The organism is Xanthobacter sp. AM11, assembly GCF_047444035.1.
Taxonomy (GTDB): Bacteria; Pseudomonadota; Alphaproteobacteria; order Rhizobiales; family Xanthobacteraceae; genus Xanthobacter.
The window spans coordinates 3,630,650-3,645,275 of record NZ_JBLAOA010000001.1; the positions used below are offsets into that span (position 1 = coordinate 3,630,650).

General features: G+C 70.8%; 13 protein-coding genes. 3 read left to right on the forward strand and 10 right to left on the reverse strand.

The window, feature by feature from the left end:
- Window positions 1-58: 58 nt before the first annotated feature.
- Window positions 59-2,731 carry a response regulator gene (locus tag ACI7BZ_RS16630; protein ID WP_414118269.1) on the reverse strand — a complete coding sequence of 891 codons (2,673 nt, stop codon included), beginning with the start codon at window positions 2,729-2,731 and terminating at the stop codon, window positions 59-61.
- Between the two features lie 398 nt (window positions 2,732-3,129).
- Here ACI7BZ_RS16630 and ACI7BZ_RS16635 point away from each other — a divergent pair, with 398 nt between their 5' ends.
- Window positions 3,130-4,611, forward strand: coding sequence for a flagellar biosynthetic protein FliO (locus ACI7BZ_RS16635; protein ID WP_414118270.1), 1,482 nt, complete (start codon window positions 3,130-3,132; stop codon window positions 4,609-4,611).
- 227 nt (window positions 4,612-4,838) lie between these two features.
- Here ACI7BZ_RS16635 and dksA read toward each other — a convergent pair whose 3' ends face one another.
- Window positions 4,839-5,255, reverse strand: a complete 417-nt coding sequence (gene dksA / locus ACI7BZ_RS16640; protein WP_414118271.1) for an RNA polymerase-binding protein DksA — start codon at window positions 5,253-5,255, stop codon at window positions 4,839-4,841.
- A gap of 304 nt (window positions 5,256-5,559) precedes the next feature.
- Here dksA and ACI7BZ_RS16645 point away from each other — a divergent pair, with 304 nt between their 5' ends.
- A complete protein-coding gene (locus ACI7BZ_RS16645; RefSeq protein ID WP_414118272.1) occupies window positions 5,560-6,405 on the forward strand; it encodes an AAA family ATPase in 846 nt (281 codons plus the stop codon).
- The gene (locus ACI7BZ_RS16650) at window positions 6,405-6,830 is read left to right on the forward strand and encodes a hypothetical protein (protein ID WP_414118273.1); all 426 of its coding nucleotides are present in this window, start codon (window positions 6,405-6,407) and stop codon (window positions 6,828-6,830) included. The genes ACI7BZ_RS16645 and ACI7BZ_RS16650 overlap by 1 nt, the downstream gene beginning before the upstream one ends.
- 216 nt (window positions 6,831-7,046) lie before the next feature.
- Here ACI7BZ_RS16650 and ACI7BZ_RS16655 read toward each other — a convergent pair whose 3' ends face one another.
- The 8 genes from ACI7BZ_RS16655 to ctaD form a co-directional block, all read right to left on the reverse strand.
- Window positions 7,047-7,901 carry a MipA/OmpV family protein gene (locus ACI7BZ_RS16655; protein WP_414118274.1) on the reverse strand — a complete coding sequence of 285 codons (855 nt, stop codon included), beginning with the start codon at window positions 7,899-7,901 and terminating at the stop codon, window positions 7,047-7,049.
- Window positions 7,902-8,085: 184 nt separating this feature from the next.
- Window positions 8,086-8,859 (reverse strand): SURF1 family protein, encoded by a 774-nt coding sequence (locus ACI7BZ_RS16660; protein WP_414118275.1) that lies wholly within the window; start codon window positions 8,857-8,859, stop codon window positions 8,086-8,088.
- Window positions 8,859-9,245 (reverse strand): DUF983 domain-containing protein, encoded by a 387-nt coding sequence (locus tag ACI7BZ_RS16665; RefSeq protein WP_414118276.1) that lies wholly within the window; start codon window positions 9,243-9,245, stop codon window positions 8,859-8,861. Before ACI7BZ_RS16665 ends, ACI7BZ_RS16660 begins: the two co-directional genes overlap by 1 nt.
- A gap of 333 nt (window positions 9,246-9,578) precedes the next feature.
- The gene (locus tag ACI7BZ_RS16670) at window positions 9,579-10,412 is read right to left on the reverse strand and encodes a cytochrome c oxidase subunit 3 (RefSeq protein ID WP_414118277.1); all 834 of its coding nucleotides are present in this window, start codon (window positions 10,410-10,412) and stop codon (window positions 9,579-9,581) included.
- 136 nt (window positions 10,413-10,548) lie between these two features.
- On the reverse strand, window positions 10,549-11,172 hold the full coding sequence (locus ACI7BZ_RS16675) for a cytochrome c oxidase assembly protein (RefSeq protein WP_414118278.1): 624 nt from the start codon (window positions 11,170-11,172) through the stop codon (window positions 10,549-10,551).
- Between the two features lie 246 nt (window positions 11,173-11,418).
- Window positions 11,419-11,604 carry a cytochrome c oxidase system small membrane protein gene (locus ACI7BZ_RS16680; RefSeq protein ID WP_414118279.1) on the reverse strand — a complete coding sequence of 62 codons (186 nt, stop codon included), beginning with the start codon at window positions 11,602-11,604 and terminating at the stop codon, window positions 11,419-11,421.
- Window positions 11,601-12,551, reverse strand: a complete 951-nt coding sequence (locus tag ACI7BZ_RS16685; RefSeq protein WP_414118280.1) for a heme o synthase — start codon at window positions 12,549-12,551, stop codon at window positions 11,601-11,603. The genes ACI7BZ_RS16680 and ACI7BZ_RS16685 overlap by 4 nt, the downstream gene beginning before the upstream one ends.
- A 420-nt stretch (window positions 12,552-12,971) precedes the next feature.
- Complete coding sequence (ctaD, locus tag ACI7BZ_RS16690; RefSeq protein WP_414118281.1) at window positions 12,972-14,594, reverse strand: cytochrome c oxidase subunit I; 1,623 nt, start codon at window positions 14,592-14,594, stop codon at window positions 12,972-12,974.
- Window positions 14,595-14,626: the final 32 nt, after the last annotated feature.

A 14,626-nucleotide genomic window follows, 5' to 3' on the forward strand; every position in this document is an offset into this window, starting at 1 on the left:
CCGCCCCTCGCCTCCAATGGCGAGAGGCGCGCGCCGTCCGCGCTCCGGCGGGCTGCCTTCAGCCCCGCAGCGCCTCGTTCACCGCGGCCACCAGCTGCTTCAGGGAGAAGGGCTTGGAGAGATAGGCGAACTGCTCGGTGGGCGGCAGGTTGCGGGCGAACGCTTCCTCCGCATAGCCGGAGATGAAGATGAATTTCAGCGCCGGGTCGCGGGCGCGCAATTCCCGCAGGAGGGTGGGGCCGTCCATTTCCGGCATCACCACGTCGGAGATGACGAGATCCACTTTGCCCTCGCGGGCGAACACCTCCAGCGCCTCCACCCCGCTGGCGGCCGAGAGCACCTCGTAGCCGCGATTGGTGAGGGCGCGGCTGGCCAGGGCGCGGACCGATGCCTCGTCCTCCACCAGCAGCACCCGCCCCTGCCCGGTCAGATCGGTGACCTTCGCCTCCGGCTCCGGGGGCGGCGGCGGCGGCGTTTCGGCGCCGGCCTCGTGGCGGGGCAGGAACACGCGGAAGGTGGTGCCGTTGCCCGGCGCGCTCTCGGCCAGGATGATGCCGCCGGTCTGCTCCACGATGCCATAGACGGTGGAAAGGCCGAGCCCGGTGCCCTTGCCCACCTCCTTGGTGGAGAAGAAGGGCTCGAAGATCTTGTCCATGATTTCGGGCGGAATGCCGGTGCCGGTGTCGGCCACCTCCACCATCACATAATCGGCCTCGGCCAGCCCCTGTCCGTAGGCGGCGCAGGCGGCGGCGGGCACGTTGGTGGTGCGCAGGATGAGGGTGCCGCCGTCGGGCATGGCGTCGCGGGCGTTCACCACCAGGTTCACGATCACCTGCTCGAACTGGTTCTTGTCCACCTTCACCGGCCACAGGTCGCGGGCGTGGTGCACCTCCAGGGTGATCCGCTCGCCGATGAGCCGGCGCAGCAGCTCGGAGACGTCGGAGATGACGTCGGTCAGCTCGATCACCTCCGGGCGCAGCGTCTGGCGCCGGGAGAAGGCCAGCAGTTGCCGCACCAGGCCGGCGGCGCGGTTGGCCGCCTGCTTGATCTGCATGATGTCCGGGAAGGAGGGGTCGCTCTGGCGGTGGCGGGCCAGCAGCAGGTCGCAATAGCCGATGATGGCGGTGAGCATGTTGTTGAAGTCGTGCGCCACCCCGCCGGCAAGGTGGCCCACCGCCTGCAGCTTCTGCGATTGGGCGAACTGCACCTCCAGCGCCTTCTGCTCGGTGGTGTCGATGGCGCACAGGGCGATCTCGCCGCCCCCGGCGGACCCCAGGGTGGCGGCATAGAGCCGGGCCGAACGCCCGCCGGGGCCGGCCACCGTCACATCGCAGGGCGCCGGCGGCTCCATGCCCTCGCGGGCGGCGGACAAAAGCGCCTGTGCGCCGGCGCCGTCGGCCACCAGGTCGGCCACCGGGCGGCCCGCCGCCGCGCGCCCGAACAGGCGGGCGAAGGCGCCGTTGGCGGCCCGCACCCGGCCGGCGGGGTCCACCAGCGCCAGGGCCAGGGGCGCCCGCAGGAAGAACAAATCGCCGTCCGCATCGCGGCCCGGTGCGGCCGCGGGGGCGAGATCGAGCACCGAGTCCAGCGCCAGCACCACCGCGGTCGCCCCCTGCCCGGCCTCCCGGTCCGGGGCGATCCGCACCAGCGCCGGCAGCACGCAGGCATCCTTGCGGGTGAGGTTGAGGGCAAGGCTTTCCGCCGTGTTGCGGTCCGCCAGCGCCCGGCGCAGGCGCGCGAGATCCTCCGGCGCCACCAGCTCGCGGATGTCGAGGCCCTCCGGCGGCCAGTCGGCCAAGGGATAGCCGAGCATGCGGCAGAGGGTCAGGTTGGGGGCGCTGGCCCGGCCGGGATCGAGATGGACGAGGCCGGCCGGCGCGCTGTCCCAGCGGGCCAGCAGATCCGCCCCCGGCGCCGGCAAGTCCGCCTGCGGCGCCTGCAGGTCCGCCCCCGGCGCCAGCAGGTCCGCCTGCGGCGCAGGCTGGGTCAGTGGCGCCACCGGGGCCGCCACGGCAGCGACGGAGGGCGCCGCCAGAGGGACGGAAAGGGGCGCGGCCGGGGATGCCCCCGGAGGCGCGGCCACCAGCGGCGCCGGCATGGACGCAGGCCTGGACGCCGACAGCGACGCCGGCTCGGCCGCGGGCGGCTCCCCTGCCATCCGCAGGGTCCACAGCACCCGGCGCGCGCTGCCCAGCGGGTGGACGGAAACCTCGAACTGCCGCCCCGTTCCCCCCGTGCCATAGGCCATGGCGCCGGCGTGGCGCCGGCCGTCGGCGACGGCGTTCAGCATCTCCCCCACCAGCGCCTGGCTGCCGGGAATGCGGGCGAGGAAGCGCTCGGGAAGCGCGGGCTCCGCCGCGCCGCTGCGGCACAGGCGCAGATAGGCGGCGTTGGTTTCCACCACCTTCTCGCCGTCCTCCACCACCGCCATGGCGTCGCTGGAGGCGGCGAGGGCCGCCGCACCCAGAGGGTCCTCCGCGGCCGCGCCGGAGACGGCGCGGCGCATTGCCGCCACCAGCTCCACGGCGCCCACCACCGCAAGGGCGCTCACCAGCCCGGACACCAGGATGCCGGAGGTATCCGCCAGCCCGAGCCCCGCCAGATAGCCCCCCGCCAGCGCCGCCAGCAGCAGAGCGATGCGCCCGGCGGAACGAAGGAACGCACGGTTGCGCTTCGGCCGCCTGCGGGCGCCACGAGCCGCCTTCGCATCCCTCGTCTTCGGGTCCCTCATGATGTCTGCACTGCCTCTGCCGTGACGGTCCACACGAACGGGCTTTCTGCCCACAGATTCGCACCCGACTAAAATCCTGCCATGATTATCAACAAAACCTTAGGCGTTGAGGATCATAATGGGCTCGAAGCGTCCGTCCGTGCCATGGGTCGGGACATGGCTTCAGGAGGGTCGCGCCCAAGATCCACAGAACCTTGCCCGGCGGGGACGGCGCCGTGCGACGAATTGAGCATCCGGCCCGCGCTGGAAGCCGCCGTGCCGCCGGGGATGCCGGGCATCCGGGCGGGGCGCGCGTCGCGGGCCTGATATCGCGACAGGAACCTCGCGCTTGAGGACCACGTGTTCCGCCGATGGCTGGCATGTGGACCTGCAAGGCGCGACATGATTTGAGCGGAGGCATGATGCTACAGCAATTGTTCGGTACAGAGCTGGCGTTCCCGATTCGGGTTGCTGTTGCGCTCGCGGTCATCGCCACCCTGCTGGGCGTCACCGTCCTGGCCATGCGGCGCCTCGGAGCGCGCAACCGTGCGGCCGGGGGCCGCGGCCGCGCCGGCCCGCGCATCGCCGTGGTGGAAACCGTCGCCGTGGACCAGCGGCGCAAGCTCGTGCTCGTGCGGCGCGATCAGGTGGAACACCTGCTGCTCATCGGCGGCAGCAGCGATATCGTGGTGGAACCGCAGATCATGGTGCAGGACGAGGGCGCCGCCGCCGGCCTCACCCCGCCGGCGGGCGGCCTTCCGCTGCCGCCCGGGCGGGACGCGCCGGCCCTGCAGCGCCCGGCCCGGCGTGGCATTCCCGCCGCCGCCGCCCCGGCCGCGCTGGCGATGGAGCCGCCGGCCGCCACCCTGCCCCCTCCGCCCCCCGCAGCCGAGGCCGCCGCGCCCGCCCCCGCCGAAATCCAGCTGCGGGAGGAGCGCCGCCCCATTCCCGGCCGCCGGCCGCTGCCGCGCGGTGACGGCACCCTTTCCGGGCAATCGCCGCAGCGGCCGGGGTTGGTCCGGCCGGCGGCCGCCGCTTCCACCCCGCCGGCGCCCGCCGCCGAGGGTGCGCCCGCGCTGCCGCGCGCCGAGGCGCCGCGCCTGCTCCATGGCGGCGAGCCCCGGGCCGCCGCCATCCCCGAGCCGGCGCCGCAGCCGAAGGCCGAGGCCCCCACGGCGCCGCCGGCCGCCCCCCGGTTTGATGCCATGGCCCAGCGCCTCGATGCGGCGCTGACCCAGCCCGCGCCGCAACCCGCGACCCCGCCCGCGCCCCAAACCACGCCGACTGCGCCGGCCCCCGCCGCGCCGCAGCTCAGCCTTTCCGATCTCCTCGGCGACCTCGCCGACGCGCCCGAGGCCCCGGCGGTGGAGCCGCCCCCCGAGCGCCCGGTGGAGCGCGCCCTGTCGCGCTTCGCCGCACAGCCCCGCGGCCGCACCACCGAGCTGCGCAGCCCGCTGGAGCCGCGCCCGCGGCTTGATCCGGTGCCGCGCATCGACCGCCCGCGGGAGGAAACATCGGTGCGCGCCGGCGCCACGCCGCGCGCGGAACCGCCCATGCGCCCGCGCGAATTCGCCTTCCGCCCCTCCCCGGCGCACGACGCCGCGCCGGCCCTGCGCGATGCCCCGGCCCGCGACCTGTCCGCGCGCGGCATCGAGGCGGCTCTGAAGGACGCCCTGCCCAAGACTTCCGAGCCCGCGGCCCCCGACGATGCGCCGCGCCCGGCGGTCGAAACCCCGGCGGTGAAAGCCGAGCCGCTACTGTCCGCCACCCGCGGCGACGATGCGCTCCCCGTGGCGCCCCCCGTCCCGGAGGGGGAGGCCCCGGCGGCCGCCGATCCCCTCGACGATTTCGATGCGGAGATGGCCAACCTGCTCGGCCGCAGCACCGCCCGCGGGCGGTGACACCGGGCGGGTGATGTGCCCGGCGGCGATCCGGTGGCGGCCCCCGCCATCGGACCCGGCCCCTCCGCGGGCTCCGGCTTGCTTGCAGACAAACAAAAGGGGCCGGCGACAGGATGCGTCGCCGGCCCCTTTTGATTCTTGCAGCCTGTCCGCGGCGAGCGTCCCATCGGCCGCGGGCGCAGGAACGAAACCCGCCGCTCCGGTCGCGGACCGGGGCGGCGGCGGGATCAATCGTCCCGATACACCCGCTCGCGCCGCTCGTGCCGCTCCTGGGCCTCCACCGACAGGGTGGCGATGGGACGGGCCTCCAGCCGCTTCAGCGAGATGGGCTCGCCCGTATCCTCGCAATAGCCGTAGGTGCCGTCCTCGATCCGCAGCAAGGCGGCGTCGATCTTGGCGATGAGCTTGCGCTGGCGGTCGCGGGCGCGCAGCTCGATGGAGCGGTCGGTCTCGGAAGAGGCCCGGTCGGCGAGATCGGGGTGGTTCTGGTTCTCGTCCTGAAGGTGCTGCAGGGTCTCGCGGGCCTCCTTGAGGATGTCCTCCTTCCAACGCAGCAGCTTCACGCGGAAATATTCCCGCTGCCGGTCGTTCATGAAGGGTTCGTCCTCGCGGGGCCGATAGTCCTCGTCGATTTGGGTCGACATCAGCAGGGTCCTCAATAAGCGTCGCTGATCCCGTGGCGCAGGGCCGCTGGAGCCCCTCATCTCACGATGAGTCCAGGGCGGGGCATGCCCTGCCCCGTCAACGAACTGGTGCGATGCCCTGCCTGGACGGCCGGCGGAGCCGACCCTCCCGGCCAGGATGACGCTCCAAGGTCGCCGCGCTTATATCGACGCCGCAGCCCCACGACAACCATTACCGCCGCAATCCCGGGGCTTGACGCCGGCCGCCGCGCTGCCGACCCTGCTGCAGCGCGGCGAAACGGCCGCAGGCGGGAGGCGTATTTCCATGCGGTTCGAGGGCACCCGAAGCTATGTGGCCACCGACGACCTGAAGGTCGCCGTCAATGCGGCCATCGTCCTCGAACGCCCGCTGCTGGTGAAGGGCGAGCCCGGGACGGGCAAGACCGTGCTGGCGCAGGAGGTGGCGCAGGCGCTGGGCGCCCCGCTCATCGAATGGCATGTGAAGTCCACCACCAAGGCGCAGCAGGGCCTTTACGAATATGACGCCGTGGCGCGCCTGCGCGACAGCCAGCTGGGCGACGCCAAGGTGAACGACATCGCCAACTACATCCGCCGCGGAAAGCTGTGGACCGCATTCGCGGCCGACGTGCGGCCGGTGCTGCTCATCGACGAGGTGGACAAGGCCGACATCGAGTTCCCCAACGACCTCCTGCAGGAACTCGACCGCATGGAGTTCCACGTCTACGAGACCGGGGAGCAGGTGAAGGCCCGCCAGCGCCCGCTGGTGATCATCACCTCCAACAACGAGAAGGAGCTGCCGGACGCCTTCCTGCGCCGCTGCTTCTTCCACTACATCCGCTTCCCCGACACCGAGACCATGCGGGCCATCGTGGATGTGCATTTTCCCGGCATCAAGCAGCGGCTGGTGGCCGAGGCCCTGCGCATCTTCTACGAGCTGCGCGAGGTGCCCGGCCTGAAGAAGAAGCCATCCACCTCCGAGCTGATCGACTGGCTGCGGCTGCTGGTGGCGGAGGACGTGGAGCCCGAGACGCTGCGCGAACGCGACGTGCGCAAGGCCATTCCCCCGCTGGCCGGCGCGCTCCTGAAGAACGAACAGGACGTGCACCTGTTCGAGCGCCTCGCCTTCCTCGCCCGGCGCGAGCAAAGGTGATGATGGAGCCGCGCGAGGTCCTCGTGGCCCTCCTGGTGCTGGGTGCGCCGCTGGCCCTGTTCTTCGCCATGCGGCGGGCGGGCAGCAGGCCGCCGGCGCAGCCGCCGGCCGCCGAAGCCACCGGGGCGGCGCCCCCCGCCGATTACGGGCTGGCGCGGGAGGATTCGGGCCCGCGCCCCGCCGGCGAAGCCAATGCCTCCGCGCCCGGCCTCGCCGCCGGCGCGGCGGCTGCCGCGGCAGGCGGCGCCTTCATCCTCGTGGCCGGGGCCGCCCGCTCCCATTCCGCCGAGGGTGGCGGGGAATCACCCCATGCGGGGGAGAGCCGGCACGGGCCGGGCATGGAGGAGGCCGGCGACGGCGCCCAGGCGGACGGGGCGGGCGATGGCGGGGCGGGCGACGGCGGGGATGGTGGTGGCGGGGATTGAGTCCACCGGCGAGCGCCCGCCCGCGACGGTGAGGCGGGCATTGCTCCGGTGTGGCGACCACTCCTGTGGCGACCGCTCTCCTGTGGCGACCGCTCCGCGCGGCCATGGTAGGCGTCCATGGCAGGCGGCGCCGGCCGCGGTCTTCGCCCCGAATCGCCCCGGCATCCGGCAGGCCGCGCCGCAGCGCTGCGGCGGACCTGGGCTGCGGACCTCAGATCACCACCAGGCCTTGCCGATGTTGAAGGTGTAGCTCAGCGACAGGCCCGCCATGAACTGGTTCTCGTCGCTGGTGATGGGCGAGGACGCCGCATCCCCCAGGAGGCGGCCGTAGGAGCCGAACATGCCCGCCTCGAAGCCGTTGCGGAAATTGTAGGTGAGCTGCGCCGTCGCCCCCACCAGGTCGAAGCCGGCGCCGGGGGTGTAGACCGGCAGCGGATTGCCCAGGAGGTTCGCCACCAGCGCCTGCTGCGCCGTGACGCCGAAATAGGTCTCCATATAGCCGGAGCCGCCATAGGTGAGGCGCGGGCCGACGGCGAACCGCCACTGGCCGTAGGGCAGGATCACATCCGCCCCGAGGAGACCGCGCACGCCCTCGAAGCCGCCCATGCCGTAGCGCAGCTCGGCCCGGGTGCGGAACCAGTCGGTCACGTACCACTCGGCGAAGGCGCCGGCTTCCACCGACATGTCGATGTCGCCCATGCCGGTGAGGCGGAAGGCGTCGTCCGCGTCGCGGCCCCAGTCCAGCCGGCCCACGGCGCCGATGCGGAAGGTGCCGGTGTCGAACAGGGCGATGGAGGGGTTGTCGTCCACGCTGCGGAAGACGTTGAGCTGGGACGCCTTGCGGATGGAGAAGATGAGGCCGGGCCGGAACGACGTGCCGTCGGCCCCGGGATAGGTGGATTCCAGCTGCCCGGACGCACCCAGGGTGAGGTACCAGTCTTCATGGGCGGAAGCCTTCACCGGCTCCGCCGGCGGCGGGGAGAACAGATCCGCCGCATGGGCGCCGACCACCCCGCCGGCAGAGAACACCACGCAAAGCAGGGCAAGATTCAATGTCCGCGACCCGACCATCTGAAGACCTCTGACTGAACCCTCGGCCATCCTCAGCCCGAGCCGTTTGCAATTTCCGAAGGCAGCGCAGCTCGCCGCGCGCCATCCACGGACATCACAAGAGAGGGTTAACGGCTTTTCCCGTCAAGGGCTTGGGGACGATCTGCCGGTCCCGTGGCAAAACCGCAACGCCGCCGGGCGCGGCTCAGGCCGCCCGGCGGCGGCGGCGCGACCAGAGCAGCGCGGCGCACACCCCCGCCAGCGCGCCGGCAAGGCCATACCAGGTAAGGGCATATTCCAGGTGCCGGTTGGGAAAGGCGATACGGGTTCCCCCGCCCTCGGGCAGGCCGCCGGGCACCGGCGCCGCATCCGCATCCACCAGGAACGGGGCGGCCCCCGCAAGCCCGACTGCGGCGGCGATCTCGGCCGGGTCCATGCGATAGAAGGCGCGGCGCGCGGCATCGTTGGCGGGGACGAACCAGCTCGCCTCCTCCGGCAGGCGCAGAAGGCCGGTCACCTCCACCTCCCCCGCAACCTGGCCGGCGGCACGGGTGGCGGGATCGCGCCGGTCCAGGGGTACGAAGCCGCGATTGACCAGAACGGGCGGCCCATCGGCCCGCATCAGCGGCGTCACCACCAGGAAGCCCTGCCCCTTCAGCGGGCCCGGCGCATCCGTGCCGCGCACGGTGAACACCAGCGCCTCGCGGCCATGATCGAAGGTGCCGCGCACGGCGACCCGGCGATATTCGTCGGCCTCGCGGGTCAGGCCGGCGAAGGCGGCGGGGGGCGGCAAAGGCGCCGGCGGGGCGTGGATGCGCGCCTCCACCCGCTGCAGCAGGGCGTCCTTCCAGGCCCGGCGCTGCAACTGCCAGGTGCCGAGGCCCACCAGCACCGCGAAGGCGGCCAGCGCCACCAGCGCCGGCCATAGGAGGCCGCGGCGCCCCCCGCCCCCCGCCGCGGCGGGTCGCAAATCAGGCATCACGGCGCGGGGGGATCGAGCCGCCCTTCGGCGGCCTTGTTGCGATATTGCAGCGCCACCATCAGCGACTTGAACGGACGCAGCAGCCCGAGGGTGACCACCAGGATGGCGGGAATCCACAGCAGGGCATGGAGCCAGAGAGGCGGCTCGAACGTCACTTCCACCCAGAAGGCCAGCGCCACCACGATGAAGCCGCCCAGCAGGATGACGAACACCGCCGGCCCGTCCCCCGAATCGGCAAAGCCGTAATCCTGGCCGCAGGCGGAGCAGGAGGGCGCCAGATCGAGGAAGCCCTTGAACAGGGGGCCCTTGCCGCAGCGCGGACAGCGGCAGGCGAGGCCGGCCGCAAGGGGAGAGACCGGGGCGCGATAGGGTTCCAGGGACATCTTCAGGCTCCTTTCGCCCGCGCCCCCGGCGCGACGGCCGCGCCCGCGGGGGCTTGCGGCAGGCGCCCAGCCGTCGCCGCGCCTGCTCGCCCATCTTCGGACCCGGCACCCCGCGGCACCAGGCCAACCCGCCCGGACCTGCCGGCCGGACGACACGCGATCCGGCCCCGCCGGGCCGGACCACGCTTCACATGCGTGATGGAGAGCGTCTTGCCGGTCCGCTTGCGATGCAGGCTGACCGGCGCGTGCTCTAGAGCGCGATCCGCCCTCCAACTTAAGGATAGAGAACGCGTTATCCGATCAGCTTGCGATGCAAGCTGATCGGCGCGTGCTCTAGTGCCCGCCGCTGGAGCCCGCACCCCACACATAGATGAAGGTGAACAGGAACAGCCACACCACGTCCACGAAGTGCCAGTACCAGGCCGCCGCCTCGAAGCCGAAATGCTTCTGCGGGGTGAAATCGCCGGCATAGGCGCGGATGAGGCACACCGTGAGGAAGATGGTGCCGACCATCACATGGAAGCCGTGGAAGCCGGTGGCCATGAAGAAGGTGGCGCCATAGATGTTGCCGGAGAAGGCAAAATGGGCGTGCAGATATTCATAGCCCTGCACGAAGGAGAACAGCACGCCCAGCGCCACGGTGCACCACAGGCCCCACTTCAGCCCTTCGCGGTCATTGTGCACCAAAGCGTGGTGCGCCCAGGTGACCGTGGTGCCGGAGGTCAGGAGGATCAGGGTGTTGAGCAGCGGCAGGTGCCAGGGATCGAGACTCTCGATGCCTTTCGGCGGCCACACGCCGCCGGTGAATTCCAGCCGCTGGAAATTGATGGCCTCGCCGGCGAACAGCGAGGCATCGAAGAAGGCCCAGAACCAGGCCACGAAGAACATCACCTCGGAGGCGATGAACAGGATCATGCCGTAGCGCAGGCCGATCACCACCACGCGGGTGTGGAAGCCGGCGCGGCTCTCATGAACCATGTCCCGCCACCAGCCGAACATGGTGTAGAGCACGCCCAGGAAGCCGGCGATCATGGCCAGCGCGGTGCCGCCATGCATCCACACCACCGCGCCGGCGGTGAGGATCAGCGCGGAGACGGCGCCGATGATCGGCCAGGGGCTCGGATCGACGACGTGGTAATCGTGCTTCTTGACGTGTGCCTCGGCCATCGCGAACGGCCTCCCTTCCCTCGGGTTCTCGTCTGGTTCCCCGGCCCTGAGGGGGCCGGCGACCCGGTTCAATGGGGCGGCTGCCGGCCGCCCGAAAACTCTTTCCGCGCCCTTGGAACCCCTCGCGGGGACCCGCTCACAGGGGCTTGCCGGACCCCTCCGCACCGGCGGCCCGCGCCACCGGCTTCTCCGCCGTGCGCGCGGGGAAGAAGGTGTAGGACAAGGTGATGGTGCCGAGCGTCTTCAGGTCGGGATCGTCCGCAATGGCGGGGTCCACATAGAAGACCACCGGCATCTCCATCCGCTCGTTGGCCGCCAGGGTCTGCTCCTCGAAGCAGAAGCATTGCAGCTTCACGAAATAGGCCCCCGCCTGGGGCGGCGAGACATTGTAGGTGGCGTTGGCGCGGGTGACCTGCGCCGCGCGGTTGGTGGCGGTGTAATGGGCGAGGCTGGTGGCCCCCACCTTCACGGTGATTTCCCGCGCCACCGGGGCGAAGGCCCAGGGCAGGCCCGGCGCCACATTGGCATCGAAGCGGATGGTGATCTCCCGGTCCAGCGGAACCGCCGGGGCCGCCTCGCCCACGCGGGTGGAGCCGCCGAAGCCGGTGAGGGAACAGAACATGGCGTAGAGCGGCACCGAGGCATAGGTGACCGCGGCCATGGTGGCGATGAAGGCGACGCATGCGGCCGCGACCACGCCATGGCGGCGCCCGGCCGTGCGCTTGTCTTCCCTCGCCTTATGCCCGCTTGCGCTGCCCATGGGTTCGACCTCGTTCCGCCCCCTCGCCCCGCCCGTGTACTGCCTGCCTGTGGTCCGCCTGTCTGTGGTCCGCCTGCCTGAATTCCGCCTGCCCCAGCGCCGCGCGCACCGGGCGCGACCAAGGACCCCAGTGGCTCGACCGCGACAGATGGAACCCCTCTGTCGCCAGCAGGTCGAACCACAACGCCTTGATCTGGTGGATCAACGTTTCGAAACGGATGGGTACCATCCGTTTCGGTTGATCCACTAGAGCGGCCGATTCAGAACATTCGGACCAAGTTTCACTATGGTCACAACGTAGAACAGCAGCGCCAGGAATCCGAGCACGGACGCGATGGCGATGTTGCGTGCACGCCGGCGCCGGATCTGCTCCGGCGTCAGCACCACGCCATCCTCCTGCGGAGGCGGCGTCTTCTTTCCCGTGTCGCTCATCGCATCAGGCCACCAACCAGCGCCTCACCGAGGAGCGTTGCAAACAAGGCGAACAGATAAAGGATGGAGAAGCCGAACAGCGCCTTCGCCGCCTTCACCGCCGCCTCGCCCTCGCGCTGCCGGAAGACCCGCAGCGCGAAATGGATCATCCCCGCGCCCGCCCCCAGCGCCACCGCGCCATAAGCGAAGCCGGCATAGCCGAGAAAGGCGGGGCTGGCCGCCAGCGGCACGAGGAAAAGGGTGTAGAGGAGGATCTGCAGCCGGGTTTCGTCCGGGCCGGCGGTGACCGGCAGCATGGGCACGCCGGCCCGCGCATAATCATCCGCGCGATACAGGGCGAGCGCCCAGAAATGCGGCGGCGTCCAGAAGAAGATGATGGCCACCAGCAGCAGCGGCTCCAGCGACACCGAGCCCGCGGCGGCGGCCCACGCCACCAGCGGCGGAAAGGCGCCGGCCGCCCCGCCGATGACGATGTTCTGCGGCGTCGAGCGCTTCAGCCACATGGTGTAGATCACCACGTAGAAGAAGATGGTGAAGGCCAGCAGCGCCCCCGCAAGGGCATTCACCAAAAGGCCCAGAACCACCACGGAGAAGGCGGAAAGGGTGAGGCCGAAGGCGAGCGCCTCCTGCGCGCTGACGCGGCCCGAGGGCACCGGCCGGCCGCGGGTGCGCGACATCACGGCGTCGATGTCCGCATCCCACCACATGTTGAGGGCCCCCGCCGCGCCCGCGCCCACGGCGATGCACAGCAGGGCGGTGAAGGCGATGATGGGGTGGACATCCCCCGGCGCGCGCACCAGACCCACCACGGCGGTGAACACCACCAGCGACATGACGCGCGGCTTGAGCAGCTCGAAATAGTCGCGGGGCGAGGCAAGCCCCTCCCCGGCCACCACCGCGAAGGCGGAAGGCTCGGAAGTCGTCAGGCTGGCCCGCTCGTCACGCATTCCACTGCTCCGTTTCCCCTGCGGCTCCGGCCCTGGCTGCCCGGCGCCGGCTTCGCGCCAATGCCGCCGGGTTCATTGGCGGTCCGGTCCCGGGGAGAGGAAGGAACCGCCGCCAGCGACCGTTCGTCCCGTTGCCTGGAGCCGGCGCCGCCCTTCCGGGGTCATCGCCGCAAACCGTCACCCGAACAGCGCCCCCCCATGGAGGCGCCCGGTTCCGGGGGTCCCTGCTCGCTTCGGCCCATGGCCGCGAGAGCCGTTTCATCCCGTCGCCCGATGGGGCGTTGTTGTTGTCTTTGCCCCGGTGGGGCGCATTCCATGCCCGCCCGGCCAGCGGGCGGGGCACCGGGGGAACCGCGGATCACCGCGGCTCCCGGGTCGTTACGTGGACCGAGCCCGGCCCCGGACGGGGCAGGGACAGCCTCACTTGATCCGCGGCAGCACCTCGAACTGGTGGTAGGGCGGCGGCGAGGAGAGGGTCCATTCCAGGGTGGTGGCGCCCTCGCCCCACGGATTGTCCGCCGCCTTCTCCTTGCGGATGAAGGCGATGGCGGTTCCGGTGAGGAAGATCAGCACGGCGACGCCGGAGATGTAGGAGCCGATGGACGACACGAAGTTCCAGCCGGCGAAGGCATCCGGGTAGTCCGCATAGCGGCGCGGCATGCCGGCGAGGCCCAGGAAGTGCTGCGGGAAGAACACCAGGTTCACGCCGATGAAGGTGACCCAGAAGTGCAGCTTGCCCCAGAATTCCGGGATCATGTAGCCGAACATCTTCGGGAACCAGTAGTACCAGCCGGCGAAGATGGCGAACACGGCGCCCAGCGACAGCACGTAATGGAAGTGGGCCACCACGTAATAGGTGTCGTGGAGCGAGCGGTCGATGCCCGCGTTGGACAGCACCACGCCGGTCACGCCGCCCACGGTGAACAGGAAGATGAAGCCGATGGCCCACAGCATGGGCGCGCGGAACTGGATGGAGCCGCCCCACATGGTGGCGATCCAGGAGAAGATCTTCACGCCCGTGGGCACCGCGATGATCATGGTGGCGGCCACGAAATAGGACTGCGTGCCGGTGGAAAGGCCCACCGTGTACATGTGGTGCGCCCACACCACGAAGCCCACCACGCCGATGGCCACCATGGCATAGGCCATGCCGAGATAGCCGAACACCGGCTTGCGGGCGAAGGTGGAGACGATGTGGGAGATGAGGCCGAACCCGGGCAGGATGAGGATGTACACCTCAGGATGACCGAAGAACCAGAACAGGTGCTGGAACAGGATCGGATCACCGCCGCCCGCCGGGTCGAAGAAGGTGGTGCCGAAGTTGCGGTCCGTCAGCAGCATGGTGATGGCGCCGGCAAGCACCGGCAGCGACAACAGCAGCAGGAAGCCGGTGATGAGCTGCGACCAGGCGAACAGCGGCATCTTGTGCAGCGTCATGCCCGGCGCGCGCATGTTGAAGATGGTGGTGATGAGGTTGATGGCGCCCAGCAGCGACGACGCGCCGGCGATGTGCAGGGAGAAGATCAGAAGGTCCATGGCCGGGCCGGGGTGGCCGAGCTTGGACGACAGGGGCGGATAGATGGTCCAGCCGCCGCCGAAGCCGTTGGAGCCCGCCGCGCCCTCCACGAACAGGGACGACAGCGCCAGGATGAAGGCCGGGGGCAGCAGCCAGAAGGCGATGTTGTTGATGCGCGGGAAGGCCGTGTCCGGCGCGCCGATCATCAGCGGGGCGAAATAATTGCCATAGCCGCCGATAAGCGCGGGCATCACCATGAAGAAGATCATGATGAGGCCGTGGCCGGTGGTGAAGACGTTGAAGGTCTGCGGATCGGAGAAGATCTGCATCCCCGGCTCCTGCAGCTCCATGCGGATGCCGATGGACAGGATGCCGCCCACGATCCCCGCCACGATGGCGAAGATCAGGTACATCACGCCGATGTCCTTGTGGTTGGTCGAAAAAACCCACCGCCGCCATCCCGTGGGGATGTGGTCGTCGTGCGCGTCGTCATGAACGTCGCCGTGGGGAAGTGCCTGGCTGGCCATGCCCGTTATCCTTGTCTTCCGGCGAGGGCGCC